The following is a 16,647-nucleotide window of genomic DNA, read 5'->3' as shown; positions in this document are numbered from 1 at the left end:
CTCACCCGTCCGCCGCTAACCATCAGGAGTGCAAGCACTCCTTCAAGTCCGCTCGACTTGCATGTATTAGGCACGCCGCCAGCGTTCGTCCTGAGCCAGGATCAAACTCTCCGTTAAAGTTAAGTTTGAACTGCTCATATCTTTTGACGAGGTATTGCTACCTCATTCACAAACGTTGCTCGTTGTTCAGTTTTCAAAGAACTTGTATTTCTATTTAAGCAGCTAATGTCTTGTGTCATCAGCGCTTAATTATTATATCCAATCGACATTTTCTTGTCAACAACTTTTTTTAAGTTGTTTTTGTTGTTTCTTTCAACAAGTTTCGTGTCGAAGTGACAAGAAATAATTTATCATATATCCCCCTATACTTGCAATAAGAAAAAAATTACATTTGATATAAAGTGATGAAGAGCGGTATATAATATGCCGCCCTTCATCCTTATTACCTATTAGCCGCTGTCATTCTGTCTGTTTGGTTCACTGTAATACGAGAATGCTCTCCGTCTCCGGTAATCAAAGCACCATCCTTAATCGTAACGATCCGATCACATAAGTCGAGCACACGCTCATCGTGGGTGACCATGACAGCAGCCTTTTGTCTAGATTTCACTTCGGCAGCGAGCATCTCCACTACTGCTCTGCCCCGCTTGGAATCAAGGCTCGCTGTTGGTTCATCTGCTAGTATAAGATTAGCGTCATTCATCATCGCTCGTGCGATCGCAACACGCTGCCGCTCTCCGCCAGACAACTTATCCGGATAGTGATGCATGCGATGCACCATATCCACTTCTTTCAGCAGTTCCACCGCTCTATCATTCGCAATCTGGTCGCTGCATTTCGCCAGCTTCGCCACTAGACGCAGTTGGTCAATTACCGTTAGATAAGGGACTAGATTAGAGGATTGAAATACAAACCCGATATGCTCTAACCGAACACGGTTAAGCTTTCCCGGAGATACAGCAGTAACATCCGTTCCTCCAATCATAACGCGGCCGCTCGTTGGTGTAAGCAGTGCACCTGCAATAGAAAGAAACGTACTTTTCCCCGAGCCCGATGGGCCTACAACCGCCACAAACTCACCTTTTCCCACACGAAGTGATACTTGCTTAAGTGCCGTTACTACCGTGTCCCCTTCCCCATAGCTTTTACTCACTTTATCCATTACGAGTATATCTGTCATCTACTCCACCCTCCCAATCGCTTCTATGGCATCTACCTTCGCAATTCGACGAAGTGACAATAACGCGCCTACGATGGAGACCCCGATAAGCAGTACCGAGAATGGCGCAAGTACACCTACTCCCAATTCAAACGGCATCGTATCCGGGAACATAGAGGTCATCCCGAAGGTTAACCCAATACTGAGCGCAACCGACACAATCGCAAGCAGTGCCACTTGACCTATTAGATTGGAGGCCAGGTAAGAGGTGCTCGCCCCAATCGCCTTAAGAACGCCGAACTGATTCGTTTTTTGCAACGTAATAACATAGAAGAACACAGCCTGAACAAAAGCTGCAATTACCACCAAGAAGGACAGCATCATGGACAGCGAGCTCTGTTCTTCCTTATATCCTGGAATCCCCTTTAGCGCCTCCTGCTTCGTCGCGAGCTGAATTCCTTCTACATTATCAGTAAGAGTCTGTTTGATTGCTTCATCTCCAGTAACCGCTACTGCATTTAGATGTGGCATTCGCTGGTCAAGGGAAGTCATAAGCGACTTCAATCCCTCCATGTCCATAAAGACGACCGGCATATGACTTATCGACTGATGCTCCGCAAAACCTACTACTTTCAATACTGCGTCAGTATCTTTAATACGAAGCGTATCTCCCAACTTAACACCCTTCGTCTTAAGCGATGCATCCACTACAACCTCATGGTTCCCGCTCCCGGACAATGATCTCCCTTCCGTAACCTTCGGCATAAGAATGCTGTTATGTTCAATGGCGAACAGCGTTACATCTACTTTCTTGTCCGCCTGCTCTGACGCCACTGTTAGCATCGTCTGAATAAGTGGAGCTGCAGCCGTTACTCCTTCTTGTGCTCTTATCTCTTCAAGCTTCTCCTCCTTAAGTGAGGAACGATTCAATTTATTATCGCTATCTGCTTGGAAGACAAGATAGTCTGCATTCATTTCCTTAATGGCTGACGTTGTTGCAGCTGATAGACCATTCGCAAGCCCTGATACGATAAACGTCAAACAGGCAACCAGCACCATAATGAGTCCAATCAGCATAAATCTCGATTTGGCATGCTTCATTTCTCGAATCGCCAAGAACATCTCTCTTTCACTCCTATCTACTACAGAATATGAATTCAAAGGCAGCGGCCTACCGCATAGCAAGCCTTTTCTGCTTCGGTATTCCGAGCCAAGCTCTAACCGAACTTCTCTGTGAACATGTTCTTATTGTAGATAGGCTTCATGAACCGAATATGAACATCCGATTACAGTTCGACTTATTATAGAAGGAAGAATTAAAGTTATCAGCGTGTTCGACACCTGATCATGATTGAATGGGGAAAGCAATAATACTAGTACTTATGAAGGAACAACTTCACCGTGGATACGGGGCACAAATTCATTGTCCAAATGAGGGGCAATCGTCTGCCTACAAAAAAAGAGCAAGTATTTACCCCATGATGAGATAAATACCCGCTCCTATTCTTGCAGCAATTATAGCAATTACATTGTTATATTCAATTCAATACGAGCTGCACTCTCTGGAAGCTTCACACGAAGCTCCTGACGTGCTGCATCATAGCTCCAACCAGACGCTTGCTTAGCCAACTGCTCAGCAGATACGGATTCGCCGAGTTCGCCAACGCTCTTCGGAGCAGATGCAAGACCAATCAGGCGGAAACAGATGCTGTCACGCTCGGAATCATAGCCACGTGTTGTATATTCCGTAGACAACTGAATGCACTGTTCGGACTCAGTCACTTGGATCAACATTTTGTTCCATTTGCCGTTCTCATATTCGAACGTCAAACCATCATCCTCATACCACTCCAATTGAGAAGTATGGCCTGCACCTTGCAAGTAAGCCACTGCCGCCACATATTCTTCTACAGCCTTCTCGCCTGCATGCTGACGTACTGGGCCTTGCAACAGAATAGCTCCTGAGCGAACGAAGATCGGAAGCTTATCAAGCGGTGCATGCACATGAATATGCTGCTTGCCTGCAAAGCGCTCCCCGCTCCAGTAGTCCACCCACTCGCCTTCTGGCAAGTATACGGAACGATATTGCGTATTCGGGCGGTAAATCGGTGCAATAATAACCGAATCACCCACCAAGAACTGATCGCACAGGTTGTATACTTCAGGATCTGTCGGGTATTCCAGTACAAGCGGACGCATGAATGGAAGCCCTGTTGTTGAAGCTTCATAGAACCAGTGATACAGGTAAGGCATCCATTCATAACGCATCGAAATGTACTGCTGGCAGATTTTCTCGATTTCTTCACCGAACGACCATGGCTCCTGACGAAGCATATCGATCGCACTATGGTTGCGGACATATGGGAAGAATACGCCCATTTGCGTCCAGCGAGCAAGCAATTCGCCGCTAGTATGGTGTGCAAATCCACCGATATCTGGACCTGCAAACGGAACACCGGATACACCCAGGTTCAATACCATTGGCATTGCCATAGACATATGCTCCCAGAAACTGCGGTTGTCGCCTGTCCATACGGCTGCATAGCGCTGCACACCGCTGTAGCCTGCACGTGTCAAGACGAACGGACGCTTGCCTTCAAGCAACGCCTTTAAGCCTTCGTAGCTTGCTTGGGACATGAACATGCCGTACAAATTGTGAATTTCACCATGCGTCTTGCGGTCCCCTTCATTTTTATGAATGACGTTCACGTCCATCGTCTTCGTTTCATTGAAGATTGCTGGCTCGTTCATGTCGTTCCAGATGCCATCGATGCCGAGTTCGGTATAGAAGCTCTGCTTCTCCTTCCACCAGTCACGCACGCGTGATTCCGTGAAGTCTGGGAAAGCACTCTCTCCAGGCCATACTGGCCCTGTGTAGATTTCGCCTTCCGCTGTCTTACAATAATAGTCGTTGTCGACACCTTCCATATATACCGCGTACAACGGATCCTTCTTCACGCCTGGATCGACGATCGGCACGATGTGGAAGCCAAGCTCCTTGAGCTGATCCATCATGTCCTTCGGATTCGGGAAACGATTCTCATCGAATGTGAAGACACGATATCCGTTCATATAGTGAATGTCGAGATGGATAACATCACATGGAATTTCCTTCTCACGGAACGTATGAGCCAAGTTCAATACTTCCTGCTCATCCATGTAGCTGTAACGGGATTGGTGATAGCCAAGTGCCCATTTCGGCGGCAGCGGCATACGGCCAGTCAAGTCGCCGTAACGGATAATAACATCCTTCATCGAAGGCCCTTCGATCCAATACAAATCGAATTCGCCTGTCCATGTTTGCATCATCGCCATATCAGCAAACGTACGCATATCGAATACGGTTTTGCCTGGATTATCCAAGAACAAGCCATAGCTGTTGCCTTGGTTCAATACTGTTAGGAATGGAATGGATTGATACAAAGCTTCCATTTCCGGCACATGCGGTGCATATACGTCGGAGTTCCACATCGTATAGCGCTCGCCGCGCTTGTCGAGGAATCCTGTTTTCTCACCTAGTCCGTAAATATGGTCGTCCTTGTCCAGGGCAACAAATGCCGTATAGTCGCCCACGGATTCACGGTTACGCTGCAGGCTGACCAATTCTACATTTGGCTGGCTCTCGTTGCTAATGCGGAACGCACCAGATTGACGATCCACTTCGAGAAGCGTGTGGCCGATTGTAATAGATACAAGCTCCTCCGTAGTAGACCACTTCATCGTTTGTGGAATACGACTGTCCTTGTTCACGATTGCCGGGGACGTCTTCCAGTCCGGCTGATGTCCTCTATATGTCTTGATGCGGATTACTCCGGCACCAACTGAAGTGATTGCGAGATTGAAGTATTTACCGACTAGCCATAACGAACCATCTTGCTCAGCAACACGAGAGATCGCTCCTAGCTGTACACCTGTCTGTGTATGTGTCTGTTCACTTGCATTGTCCGGATGTATAGCTGCACTAGTATCTTGCATGATAATCCCTCCGCTGTTCTACCCTAGAATTTGTATCGTCCGCTTTTTGATCACGAGATCATTTACGATGCAACCGGGCATCGAGTCTTGCATTTACTCATGGAGTTCATGCAACCTTCCCAATGATGAAAAGCGGACTTTCTTTCTGCCTAAGTTAAAACCTTCATTTCCCTCTGCACATACCGCAGGCTCATCAGCCCTTGCTTGCACCTGCTGTCAAGCCTTCCACGAGGAAGCGCTGCAGGAACAAGTACAGTAGTGCAATCGGAACTGCGATCAATACCGCACCAGCGGCAAACATCGTAAAGTTCGTCGATGCATTATTGACCATGTCCCACAGTCCAATCGCCAGTGTGTAGTTCTCTTTGGAGCGAAGGACGAGACGGGCGAAGATAAAGTCACCCCATGCGCCGGCAAATGTCATCAGCCCTACGTACGTAATCATCGGCTTTGACAATGGCAGCATGATTTTACGGAATACAATCCAGTGCGTCGCACCATCGATGCGAGCGGATTCCTCCAAGCTCTTCGGAATCGTATCGAAGAAGCCTTTGACAACAAATGCCCCTAGCGGCGCACCCGCTGAATATACGAGAATCAACGCGAAATGCGTATCAAGCAAGTTCAATTGCATCAGCAAAATGTAAATCGCAATCATACTCATGAAACCTGGGAACATCCCCAGTACAAGCATCCCAGACATGAGGTTTTTACGGCCATAGAACCGGAACCGAGATAATGCGTATGCCGTCATGACGACGAGAATGACACCGAAGATCATATTGAAGGTTGCAATCTTCAATGTATTCAAGTACCACAGTCCATATTGATATTCCTTAGAAGTAAACAAGCTTACGTAATGTTCAAAAGTCGGATTGCTTGGAATGAGCGAATCACTGAACAGCGAGGTACCCGGACGAATGGATGACATAACGATCCAAATTGTCGGATACAGGACGCATACTGCAATTGCAATAAGCAGCAAATAACTGAAGGACAGACGAATAAGCGACTTTTTCTTAGCTCCTGTACTCATTGGATCATGTCCTCCTCTTTGAATGATTTCGTCCGGCGGTAACTCCAGATCGACAGAGATGCAACAATAATAAAGATGATAATACCGATCGCTGCTGCGATGTTGTACTTGTTGTTATCGAGTGTCAGCTTATATAACCACGTAACAAGCAAGTCGGTGCTTCCCGCGTACTGGTACTCACCATTTGGCGGGTTACCGTTCGTCAGCAAGAAAATAACGTTAAAGTTGTTAATATTACCTGCGAACTGACCAATCAAAATTGGTGCTGTTGAATACAGAATCATCGGCATCGTAATGGCCTTGAACTTATGCCATGCAGTTGCTCCATCTACCTCAGCCGCTTCATACATATCTTTAGGAATGGTTGTCAAGATCCCGATAACAAGTACCATCGTAACGGGAATACCTACCCACATGTTGACAATCAATACCGTTACTTTCGCCCAGAAAGGATCAGAGAGCCATGGAAGCTTACCTAAGCCGAAGTAGCTCAAGTATTGGTTGATCGGCCCAAATTCTCCGTTAAACATGTTCTTCATAATCAAGAACGACAACATTTGTGGAATTGCGTATGGGATGATGAAGATTGTGCGCCACATGGTCTTCATTTTCACACCCGGTTGTTGAATCAAGAGTGCGACCAGAATACCGCCGAAGTAGCAAGTAACGGTAGCAAGTATTGCCCAAATGATGGTCCATGTCAGTACGCCATAGAACGTGCCGCTCCATGTACCAAGCTGTAGAAGATCAACAAAGTTCTGGAATCCAACCCAGCTGACCAGATTTTTCGGTGGAACATGATCCGGTGCAGAATAGTTCGTAAAGGCAAGCAAAATCATAAAGATGATCGGCATGATCGTAAAGAACAATACCGCTGTTGCTGGCAGTGCCAGGAACAAGTAAGCAAACTTCGTTTCTTTGACATATGCCAAACTTTCAAGGAAGTTATTCGGTTTCTTGCCTTCTTCCCGCAGCTTCCCAACTGCTTTCGCGTCTTTGACGACGAGTACGTATATCCAGATGAAGATAAACAAGACAAGAAGTGTGATTAATCCGGTAATGAGCAAATGAATAGAATGGTCACCATGTACGGGTTTGTACACTCTCCCGACCTTAACCATTTGGGATGTTTGTGTTCCGAGCGTGTATATTCCCCATATCGCTCGCGGCAAATAGTTAATCAGGTAAAATAGTCCGACTGCTTCAAGCAGCATCAGCAAAATACCTTTGAGGTACTGACGATTAAAGAGTTGCCCCAATCCCCAGAACAGAGCAGACAACACAGCTGCCTTCTTGCCTGTGCCAGGCGAAGCTTTCATTGGCGACGGCTCTTGCGAAGGACTATTCGTATGGTTTGCGGTTGTCGACACCGATTGTGTAGTGCTCATATCGCCTTTCTCCTTTCCTACTCTCCAATAGCTATCCAATAAGTATGCATGGTAGGCATGTATCTAGGAGGTCTGTCTAACAAACAGCCCGGGCAAGCGTGATTCACTCCCCGGGCCACTTGTGTTACTCCTTACTTGATCGCATCTTTTATTTGTTTAACGGCGTTATCAAGCGCTGCCTTAGGATCTTTGCCTTTATTCAAAATGTCTGCCAAGCCTGCGGCCATTGGGCTCCACACGTTACCCATCTCAGGGATAACCGGCATTGGGTAGGAGTTCTTGAATTGCTCAAGTACAGCTACTGTGAATGGATCGCTTGTTACTTTTGGATCTGCTGCTGCTTCTTTATTAGAAGGAACAAGACCGTTCAATTCGTAGCTCTTCAATTGAGCTTCCTTCGTGGAAGCGAACTCTGCGAACAATTTCGCTGCATTTGGATATTTCGTGTAAGAGTTAACATACCAAGCTTTTACACCAGAGAATGTTTTGGACGGTTGGCCGTCAATGCTAGGAATTGGAGCTGCACCCAGGTTAATGCCTGTTTTCTTCAAGTCTTGGATTGCCCAAGGCCCATCGACGTTCATTGCCAATTGGCCGTTCGCGAACAAACCTTTCTTAACATCGCCTGTTACGTCAGACGTCGTAAGTGGAAGCACTTGCTTCGCAAAGTTTTGCAGGAACTGAGCACCCTTCAATGCGCCTTCGTTGTTCAAGCCAACGTCTGTCTTGTCAGTGCCTTCTTTACCGAATACATATCCTCCCGTGGAAGCGAGGAACAAGTAGTCATAGTAGAAGTTTCCGATTTCCCACATGTACGTATATTTTTTATTTTTCAAGTCATTCATTTTCTTCGAAAGCTCAATTACTTCTTCCATTGACTTAGGTGCTTCTGGAACAAGATCCTTGTTGTAGAACATGATGAGTGTTTCTACGGAACGCGGATAGCCGTACAGCATTCCGTCGTAGCTTGTTGCGTTGATTGCCAATTCAGAGTTTTGTGCACGTGTTTGCTCTTCAAAGTAATCGTTCGGCAAAAGAAGTCCGGCTGTAACTGCCTTACCCAAGTTATCGTGTGGGAATACGACTACATCTGCCCCGATGCCAGCTGGCCCATCATTCATCAGCTTGTTTACTTGGTCAGGTGCTGCTACTTCTTCGTATTTCACGTCAACATTGTACTTCTCTTTGAATTGCTTCGCGATTTCTTCCATAAACGTGCGAGATTCTTTACTTTCCCATACGAGAAGGGATGCGCCCTCTTCCGGCTTAAGCTCTTCGTCGCCTGCACCGTTATTCGCTGTTTCCTCATTCGTCGTTGAGTTGTTGTTCGCAGAGGAGGAATCTTTCCCGCCTGTGGAACATGCTGTGATTGTAAAGACCATCATGACTGACAACAACATTGCTACCCATTTCTTCATGTTAGAAATAGCCCCTTTCAATTCTGGTACAGGATCTGCATGGACAATGCGCAAAGGTGAAGGCTGATGTTGTATTTCAAAGCAATTGCGCTATATTTATGCAAACCTTTGCACAATGAAGTAAAAAAAATGATTCCTTGCTAGTTATAGTGTTGTAAACGGTTACCTTCAAATCGAATTATACACACTGTGCCTATGCATGTAAAGCGTTTGCATAAAACTTTTTTTTGCATTATACTTTGGGACATCAACGGAATATTTTCCATTATTAAGTGAGGTTTCGATTATGGCAGTAACCATTATAGATGTAGCTGAGAAAGCCGGCGTGTCTCCATCTACGGTATCGCGTGTTATTTCCAATGACTCTCGTATCAGTCAGAAGACAAGCCGTAAAGTACGTAAAATCATGGATGAACTCGGATATCACCCGAACGTGATGGCGAAAAGTCTTGTTACGAAAACGACGAATAATATTGGCGTTATCCTCCCCCGCCCTGCGGATGAGTTGTTCCAAAACCAATTCTTCTCCGAAATAATTCGAGGAATTGTGAGTAAAGCTGCGGCATGCCATTACGATGTATTGATGACCTCAGCAACAAATGAAGAGGAAGAAATTAAAGCAGTCGAGAGACTTGTACATGGCCGCAAGGTAGATGGCATTATCCTATTGACTGCACATAAGGATGATCCGAGCATCACTTTCTTGCATGAAAAGAAGTTCCCATTCGTGCTTGTCGGACGCAGTGAGCATTATGCCGATGTTACTTCTGTCGATAACGATAATATTGCAGCATCACAAGCCATTACACGTCATTTGATCGAACTTGGGCATAAACTAATCGCGTTCGTCAGCGGCCCATTCGAACTGACCGTATCAAAGGATCGTCTGGATGGCTACAGTAAAGCTTTGTTAGAGGCCGGCATTCCATTTGATAACAATTATACATTTGAAGGCGCATTCACTCCGGAATCCGCGGGTCAGATTACAGAAAAGCTCCTTCAGCTGGAGCAGCGACCTACTGCGATTATCGCCATCGACGACGTAGTCGCATTCGGCATTATCCGTACGCTCTGGAACAACGGGCTGCGTGTTCCTGAAGATTTCAGTGTTGTGGGCTTCAATAATACGCTATTGGCTGAAATGTGCTTGCCGCAAATCTCTAGTGTAGATATCGGTACGCATCAGATGGGTCAATCCACGGTGCAAGCTCTTGTACAGCGCATTAAGGGCGATGGCTTTGATCAAGCCCGAATTCTTATCCCTCATCAAATTATTTGGAGAGATTCTGTGCAAACGCCTGCATCAGAATAGTTTGTATGAACGATAGTTTAGTAGATCTATGAGTAATTCTGTGAATAGTGCTGTTCGTAGTGCTGTCCGTAGTTCTGTCTGTAGTTGTTCGAGCGGTTGCTGTTGCTTGAGGTTGTGGACATATGTGTAATTGAATCAATCGGATCAACTCTATAGTTTGAAATACATCGATATAACCTGCAACGAGGAGAATGATCTCATGACCATATCTAGCAAGTGGATGAATTGTTTACGAACGGCATTTCTCGTGTCGGCCATTTCTCTCGTTTTTACAGGCTGTCAGTCGCAGGCGACTGCTCCTTCTTCAGATAAGACTGTGCAGGATAATAAATCTACCGAAGCTGCCTCGGGGACAGTCACAAGCAAGTTGAAACTGGCTGATGCGTTGACGCCGATGGGGACAAGCAATGGGGTCTACTATGAAATTTTCGTTCGCTCCTTCTACGACACGAACGGAGACGGAATCGGTGACTTAAATGGCGTTACGGCGAAGCTTGATTATTTGCAGGAACTCGGGGTTAAGCACCTCTGGTTAATGCCAATCAATCCTTCCCCGTCTTATCATGGTTATGATGTAACGGACTATTACGGAATCAATCCGGATTACGGAACGATGGACGACTTTAAGCGTCTGCTTGAAGAGGCCCATAAGCGAGACATCAAGATTGTGATGGATTTCGTGGTCAATCATACGAGCAGCGAGCATCCGTGGTTCAAGGAATCAATGAAAGGCAAAGACAATCCAAAACGTGATTGGTATATGTGGGCCGAGGATTTGAAGCTTGATCCAGCAATAAGAGGCGCTTGGGGGCAGCAGGCTTGGCATGAGAGAGACGGAAAGCATTATCTCGGTGTCTTCTGGGAAGGCATGCCCGATCTGCATATGGACAATGCTGAAGTACGAGCCGAAATCAAAAAAGCAGCACAATTCTGGCTGAAGCTCGGTGTAGATGGCTTCCGATTGGATGCAGCCAAGCATGTATATGAGGACTTTTACAATACGAGTCAGAATCCAGATGTCGTGCAGAACAATCAAAAATGGTGGCAGGAATTCCGCCAAGCTGTTCAAGAGGTAAATCCTGAAGCCTATCTCGTTGGCGAGGTATGGGATTCTCCAGCGGTTATTGGACCCTTCCTTAAGGATGGACTGCACTCCGCATTCAACTTCGATATGGCGAAGCGGATGATTTCGATGGTGCAGGATGAGAAGGATTCCGATATCGGTTCGATGATGAGCCGTATCTATACGTTTTACAGTAAGCAGTCAGACGGCAAGTTCGTCGACGCTCCATTCCTGACAAATCATGATCAGAATCGGGTCATGAGCGAGCTTCAAGGCAATGTGAATCATGCCAAGATGGCTGCTTCCGTACTGCTGACACTGCCAGGCAATCCATTTATTTATTATGGTGAAGAAATCGGCATGCTAGGCTTGAAGCCTGACGAACGCCTACGTGAGCCAATGAAATGGACGGCAGATGAGAAAAGTGCAGGGATGACTACATGGGAGCCCGCCTCTTCAAATAAAACGGTGACTCCTATAGAGCAGCAGATGAAGGATCCGAGTTCACTGTGGAGCCACTATAAAAAGCTGATTGCGTATCGCAATTCGGATAAGGCGCTGCAGCAAGGCGGCATTCAATCGTATAAAACGAACACCTCTGAAGTAGCCGGCTATTACCGTGTAACGAAGGAAGATGCGCGTCTTGTGCTCCACAACTTGTCCGGCAAGGAGCAACAGATACAGTTGTCAGCGGACACGGCTGCTGTACTGGAGACATTGGTGTTCTCTAGTGTGGACGGCGCTGCTCTGAAGGATGGAGCTTGTACTCTTCCGCCATACAGTACGATCGTGTTAGCGCCATAGACATTTGCATTTGGAGTTTATAGGCTTCTGGTGAAATGGAGTGCAGTTGTCTAGCGCTGGTGATGTCTTTCTGTTTCGGCTAGGTTAGCTATGTAAAGCTATTCGTTTATTTTATTCATATTGTTAATTGTTAATGATGTTCTGATTAATACGACCATGTTAAGGGAGGACTTTAGATGTTACTCGAAGCTATTTATCACCGTCCGAAGCAAAATTGGGCTTATGCGTATGACTGTAAAACCATTCATGTTCGCATCCGTACGAAGAAAAATGATGTTGAGCGTGCTGCCGTTTATTTTGTGGACAAGTTCGATTGCGAAGGCGGTATTAGTAGAGCGGATATCGTTCCGATGACATGTTTGTATCAGGATGAGCTGTTCGACTATTGGCAAGCAGAGATTGTCCCTCCTTTCCGTCGCTTGGCCTATGCCATTAAGCTAGAGTCCGGTACTGAGCATGTATGGATGACTGAGCGCGGATTCCAAGAGGAAGATCCTGCGCCTGCCCATCGCTGGTTCGAGTATCCGTTCTTGAATCCAGCAGATATCTTCACTCCCCCAACATGGGTAAAGGATGCGGTATTCTATCAGATCTTCCCTGAGCGCTTTGCGAACGGTGATAAGAGCAATGATCCCGAAGGTGTGCTGCCATGGGGCGGAGAGCCAAAGCCGGATAATTACTTCGGCGGGGATTTGCAAGGGGTTATTGATCACTTAGATCATTTGGAGAAGCTGGGTATTACCGCGATTTACTTTACGCCGATCTTTGAGGCGACTACGAATCACAAGTATGATACGAAAAATTACATGCAGGTAGATCCTCATTTTGGCTCGAACGAAAAGCTGAAAGAACTGGTCGAAGCCTGCCACAGCCGAGGCATTCGCATTTTGCTTGATGCAGTGTTCAATCATAGTGGTTATGCGTTCGAACCTTATCGGGATGTGCTCGAAAAGGGAGAGCAGTCCGCTTACAAAGACTGGTTCCATGTTCGCCAGTTCCCATTAGAGGTTGTGGACGGGATTCCAACATTCGATACGTTCGCATTTACACCGATGATGCCAAAACTGAATACAGAAAATCCAGAAGTGAAGAAGTATTTGCTAGAAGTTGCACGCTATTGGATCGAAGAAGTGGGCATCGATGGCTGGAGATTGGACGTGGCCAACGAGGTCGATCACCAGTTCTGGCGTGAGTTCCGTCAAACGGTGAAGGCTGTGAATCCAGACGCTTATATTCTCGGCGAGATGTTCCATGAAGGCATGATGTGGCTGCAGGGTGATCAGTTCGATGCGGTTATGAACTATCCATTCACGTATGCATTGCATGATCTCTTCGCTGAGGAAAAGGTAGACGGATTGCAGTTCTCGCAGGCGATCCAACATCAGTTAGCGAGCTATCCACAGCAAGCTAATGAAGTGATGTTCAACCTGCTCGACAGCCATGATACGACTCGCCTGCTTACGCTGTGTGGCGGCGACAAGCGCAAAATGAAGCTGGCTGCCTTGTTCCAACTGACGTTCCTCGGTACGCCGTGCATCTATTACGGTGATGAAGTAGGCTTGGATGGCGGACATGATCCAGGCTGCCGCAAATGCATGGAATGGGATGAAGCGAAGCAGGATCAAGATCTGCTGAGCTTCTATCAGGGCGCAATTGCGCTTCGTCACGCCAATGCTGCGCTTCGTACAGGAAGCTTCCGCTTTGTCCATGCCTTGGAGAGCGACCGAGTAATAGCGTATGAGCGCGCTGCTGAGGATGGACACTGGTTGTTCGTGTTGAATGCATCTGAGGAGAAACGCACAGTGGATGTAGCAGCATTCGATGGATGCGATGGAAATTGGACGGACGTTGAGCTGGTCAGCGGTAAAACTGGCCGTGATAAGGTGCAAGGTTCTAGTACCGAGTTGCAGGTTGAAGTTGAGGGCATGAACTGGCGGATATTGAAGATGGAGAGATAATCTTCTTCATGTAGAAGAAAGGATCTTCTAGTGAAAGCTAGAAGTCTAGTTGATTGAGTATGGAATGTTCATTCTTGCTTTGCTCACCTACTTAAAGAAAAAGTAGACCGCCCTCTCGCAAAGGTATGCGGTCTACTCCTGTAGATTTGCTCACTTCGATAAAGCCAACCGCTCATCTAGCGGTTATTGTGGGAAGAAGGTCGCAGTTACCGCTGCGATCTTCTTTTTATTATACACAAATTTTATCATACATATTCTTACTGTTCAATGATGCGATTGCTTAATCAGCCGTTTAGAAAGCAACTGTACAGGTGCAATACATGTCGTTTGTGAGACGCATATCATTGATGATGTATCGATATAGTCACTAATACAGTCAGAGATGTAGTCATTTATACGAATACTGATGCTGTTACTACAGCAGTTTTAAGCAATTGATATTGCACTCCCTGGTTTAATCTCTGACATATCTACTAATTAGCTTATACTCCGGCCATTTCTTACCCTTACTCTGCGGAACTTCCTGTGCCAAGCGCCTCATTCAGCAACTGGATCAGCTCATTCTCGTCAGTAATGACAGGGATTCCGAGCTGCTCAGCTTTGGCGAGCTTACTGCCTGCCTTCTCCCCTGCGATAACCAGATCGGTCTTCTTCGATACGCTGCCAGTTACTTTCGCTCCACATGCTTCCAGCTTGGCAGTCGCTTCATCGCGTGTCAGCAATTGCAGGGAGCCTGTTAATACGACTGTTTTGCCATAAAACATCGAATCTGTATTTACCTCAGCCGGCTTCTCAGCGGATTGCGGCTTCACACCCAGCTCCAACATGCGGTCGATGCTTGCACGGTTAATCGGATCCGCGAAATACGTTACGATACTGTCTGCTACAATCGCCCCGACATCCTGAATCGCCACAAGTTCCTCTTCAGAAGCCTGCATGATGTTGTCCAGCGTGCCGAAATGCTCAGCTAATGCCTTTGTCGTTGTTTTGCCCGTATTCGGAATTCCGAGCGCGAACAAGAAGGCCGGCAAATCACGTGTTTTACTCTTCTCAAGTGCTGCCAATAAGTTGCTCGCCTTTTTCTCTCCGAATCGATTCAAGCCAACCAATTGATCAAGTGTAAGTGCAAACAGGTCGGACGGCTCATGTACATTCAATTCATCGTGCAACTGCTCGGCAGTCATGACACTGAATGTTTCAATGTCCATCGCATCTCGCGAAGCAAAGTGCGCCAGACGTGCTACGATTTGCGGCTTGCAGTTCAGCTTGTTATTGCAGAACAAGTGAGCACCCCGCATCTCAAGCGTGTAACCGCAAGACGGGCATTCCGTCGGATAAACGATTTCTTCGCCGCCTTCCTCATCAGGAACACGTCCAAGAATCTCTGGAATGACGTCGTTCGATCGACGAATAAAAACGCGTGCGCCAAGCGCATGTTTCAAGTTTTTCCGTTCGATATCACCAATGTTGTTCAGTGTGCAGTTCTGTACCGTTACACCAGCCAGCTCAACAGCTTCAACTCGGGCTACTGGCGTAATCTTGCCGGTACGTCCGACTTCCCAGCTTACCGATTCGAGCACGGTTGTCGTTTCTTCCGCCTCGAACTTGAAGGCTACCGCCCAACGCGGGAACTTATCTGTGTATCCGAGCACCTCGCGGGTACGCATATCGGTCAGCTTGACGACAGCTCCATCAATTAAGTAATCAAGGGATGGACGTTGTTCCTGAATCTGATGAAGTTCATCACGAACCTGCTCAATCGTATCGAAGTACGTAACATACGGGTTCACCTTGAATTGATTGTCCTTCAAAAATTGCATCATTTCCTGATGGTTATCGAAGGCAACCCCATCGGCATAGCCCACGTTATAGAAAAAGGCACTCAGCTTCCGCAGTGCTGTCACCTGAGGATTCAAGTTGCGAAGAGCTCCAGCCGCTGCGTTGCGAGCATTTTTGAGCGGCTCTGCTGCCGTTTCATTATAAGCCTCAAGCACGGACAGGTTCATAATGCCTTCACCTTGAACTTCGATTGTCCCTTCTTTGAAAGGAATAGACAGAGGCACGGAACGGATCGTCTTTACCTGCGGCAAAATCCCCTCGCCAATGACACCATTGCCACGTGTAGAAGCCTGTACTAGCAATCCATCCGTATAGGTCAAATTAAGTGTCAAGCCATCAAACTTCAGCTCCACGACATAAGATGGATCCGGCAGCGGCTCCTCGTTCGGATGCTTCGTGTTATAATCCTGGATCAGCTTCAGCACACGCTGATTCCAAGCGAACAAATCCTCTTCATCCTGCGCTTTGTCCAAGCTCCATAGACGGGATAGATGGCGATGCGGCTCAAACCCCTTGAGCAGATCGCCCCCAACCCGCTGGGTAGGAGAGTCGGGCAATACGGTGCCTGTCTCTTTCTCCAATGCTACCAATTCATCATAAAGCTTATCGTATTCTTTGTCCGAAACGACAGGATTGTCCAGCGTATAATAATGGTGATTGTATCGATGTAATTCCGCCACGAGTTGTTCCATGCG

General features: G+C 46.8%; 10 protein-coding genes and 1 rRNA gene. 3 read left to right on the top strand and 8 right to left on the bottom strand.

Going from position 1 to position 16,647, the window contains the following annotated elements:
* From BP95_RS0124280 to BP95_RS0124250, 7 genes are all read right to left on the bottom strand, one after another.
* Nucleotides 1-117 (bottom strand): 16S ribosomal RNA (locus tag BP95_RS0124280); the annotation flags it as partial.
* 325 nt (nucleotides 118-442) lie between these two features.
* Nucleotides 443-1,180 carry an ABC transporter ATP-binding protein gene (locus tag BP95_RS0124275; protein WP_021257052.1) on the bottom strand — a complete coding sequence of 246 codons (738 nt, stop codon included), beginning with the start codon at nucleotides 1,178-1,180 and terminating at the stop codon, nucleotides 443-445.
* Nucleotides 1,181-2,281, bottom strand: a complete 1,101-nt coding sequence (locus tag BP95_RS0124270) for an ABC transporter permease (RefSeq protein WP_028533449.1) — start codon at nucleotides 2,279-2,281, stop codon at nucleotides 1,181-1,183.
* 402 nt (nucleotides 2,282-2,683) lie between these two features.
* On the bottom strand, nucleotides 2,684-5,134 hold the full coding sequence (locus tag BP95_RS0124265; protein ID WP_028533448.1) for a glycoside hydrolase family 31 protein: 2,451 nt from the start codon (nucleotides 5,132-5,134) through the stop codon (nucleotides 2,684-2,686).
* 193 nt (nucleotides 5,135-5,327) lie between these two features.
* Complete coding sequence (locus BP95_RS0124260) at nucleotides 5,328-6,170, bottom strand: sugar ABC transporter permease (protein ID WP_021257055.1); 843 nt, start codon at nucleotides 6,168-6,170, stop codon at nucleotides 5,328-5,330.
* Entirely contained in the window at nucleotides 6,167-7,489 is a 1,323-nt protein-coding gene (locus BP95_RS0124255; RefSeq protein WP_028533447.1) for a carbohydrate ABC transporter permease, read from the bottom strand. Before BP95_RS0124255 ends, BP95_RS0124260 begins: the two co-directional genes overlap by 4 nt.
* A 200-nt stretch (nucleotides 7,490-7,689) precedes the next feature.
* Nucleotides 7,690-8,976 carry a sugar ABC transporter substrate-binding protein gene (locus BP95_RS0124250; RefSeq protein ID WP_021257057.1) on the bottom strand — a complete coding sequence of 429 codons (1,287 nt, stop codon included), beginning with the start codon at nucleotides 8,974-8,976 and terminating at the stop codon, nucleotides 7,690-7,692.
* Between the two features lie 286 nt (nucleotides 8,977-9,262).
* Here BP95_RS0124250 and BP95_RS0124245 point away from each other — a divergent pair, with 286 nt between their 5' ends.
* From BP95_RS0124245 to BP95_RS0124235, 3 genes are all read left to right on the top strand, one after another.
* Nucleotides 9,263-10,288, top strand: coding sequence for a LacI family DNA-binding transcriptional regulator (locus BP95_RS0124245; RefSeq protein WP_028533446.1), 1,026 nt, complete (start codon nucleotides 9,263-9,265; stop codon nucleotides 10,286-10,288).
* 199 nt (nucleotides 10,289-10,487) lie between these two features.
* Nucleotides 10,488-12,155, top strand: coding sequence for an alpha-amylase family glycosyl hydrolase (locus tag BP95_RS0124240; protein ID WP_231515186.1), 1,668 nt, complete (start codon nucleotides 10,488-10,490; stop codon nucleotides 12,153-12,155).
* 176 nt (nucleotides 12,156-12,331) lie between these two features.
* Entirely contained in the window at nucleotides 12,332-14,113 is a 1,782-nt protein-coding gene (locus BP95_RS0124235) for an alpha-glycosidase (protein ID WP_028533444.1), read from the top strand.
* Nucleotides 14,114-14,619: 506 nt separating this feature from the next.
* Here the strand turns inward: BP95_RS0124235 and ligA are convergent.
* Nucleotides 14,620-16,644 carry an NAD-dependent DNA ligase LigA gene (gene ligA / locus BP95_RS31280; protein WP_036667589.1) on the bottom strand — a complete coding sequence of 675 codons (2,025 nt, stop codon included), beginning with the start codon at nucleotides 16,642-16,644 and terminating at the stop codon, nucleotides 14,620-14,622.
* Between the last annotated feature and the right edge of the window lie 3 nt (nucleotides 16,645-16,647).

This window comes from Paenibacillus sp. UNC217MF (genome assembly GCF_000686865.1).
GTDB lineage: Bacteria > Bacillota > Bacilli > Paenibacillales > Paenibacillaceae > Paenibacillus_B > Paenibacillus_B suaedae.
Note: the sequence above shows the minus strand (reverse complement) of the source record. Positions and strands in the feature narration are given on the sequence as shown.

Excerpts from the sequence above, each read along its gene's own strand:
- BP95_RS0124250 (WP_021257057.1), bottom strand. The coding sequence starts at position 8,976 with ATGAAGAAATGGGTAGCAATGTTGTTGTCAGTCATGATGGTCTTTACA.
- BP95_RS0124240 (WP_231515186.1), top strand. The coding sequence starts at position 10,488 with ATGACCATATCTAGCAAGTGGATGAATTGTTTACGAACGGCATTTCTC.
- BP95_RS0124255 (WP_028533447.1), bottom strand. The coding sequence starts at position 7,489 with ATGAAAGCTTCGCCTGGCACAGGCAAGAAGGCAGCTGTGTTGTCTGCT.
- BP95_RS0124265 (WP_028533448.1), bottom strand. The coding sequence starts at position 5,134 with ATGCAAGATACTAGTGCAGCTATACATCCGGACAATGCAAGTGAACAG.
- BP95_RS0124260 (WP_021257055.1), bottom strand. The coding sequence starts at position 6,170 with ATGAGTACAGGAGCTAAGAAAAAGTCGCTTATTCGTCTGTCCTTCAGT.
- BP95_RS0124235 (WP_028533444.1), top strand. The coding sequence starts at position 12,332 with ATGTTACTCGAAGCTATTTATCACCGTCCGAAGCAAAATTGGGCTTAT.
- BP95_RS0124245 (WP_028533446.1), top strand. The coding sequence starts at position 9,263 with ATGGCAGTAACCATTATAGATGTAGCTGAGAAAGCCGGCGTGTCTCCA.
- ligA (WP_036667589.1), bottom strand. The coding sequence starts at position 16,644 with ATGGAACAACTCGTGGCGGAATTACATCGATACAATCACCATTATTAT.
- BP95_RS0124275 (WP_021257052.1), bottom strand. The coding sequence starts at position 1,180 with ATGACAGATATACTCGTAATGGATAAAGTGAGTAAAAGCTATGGGGAA.
- BP95_RS0124270 (WP_028533449.1), bottom strand. The coding sequence starts at position 2,281 with ATGTTCTTGGCGATTCGAGAAATGAAGCATGCCAAATCGAGATTTATG.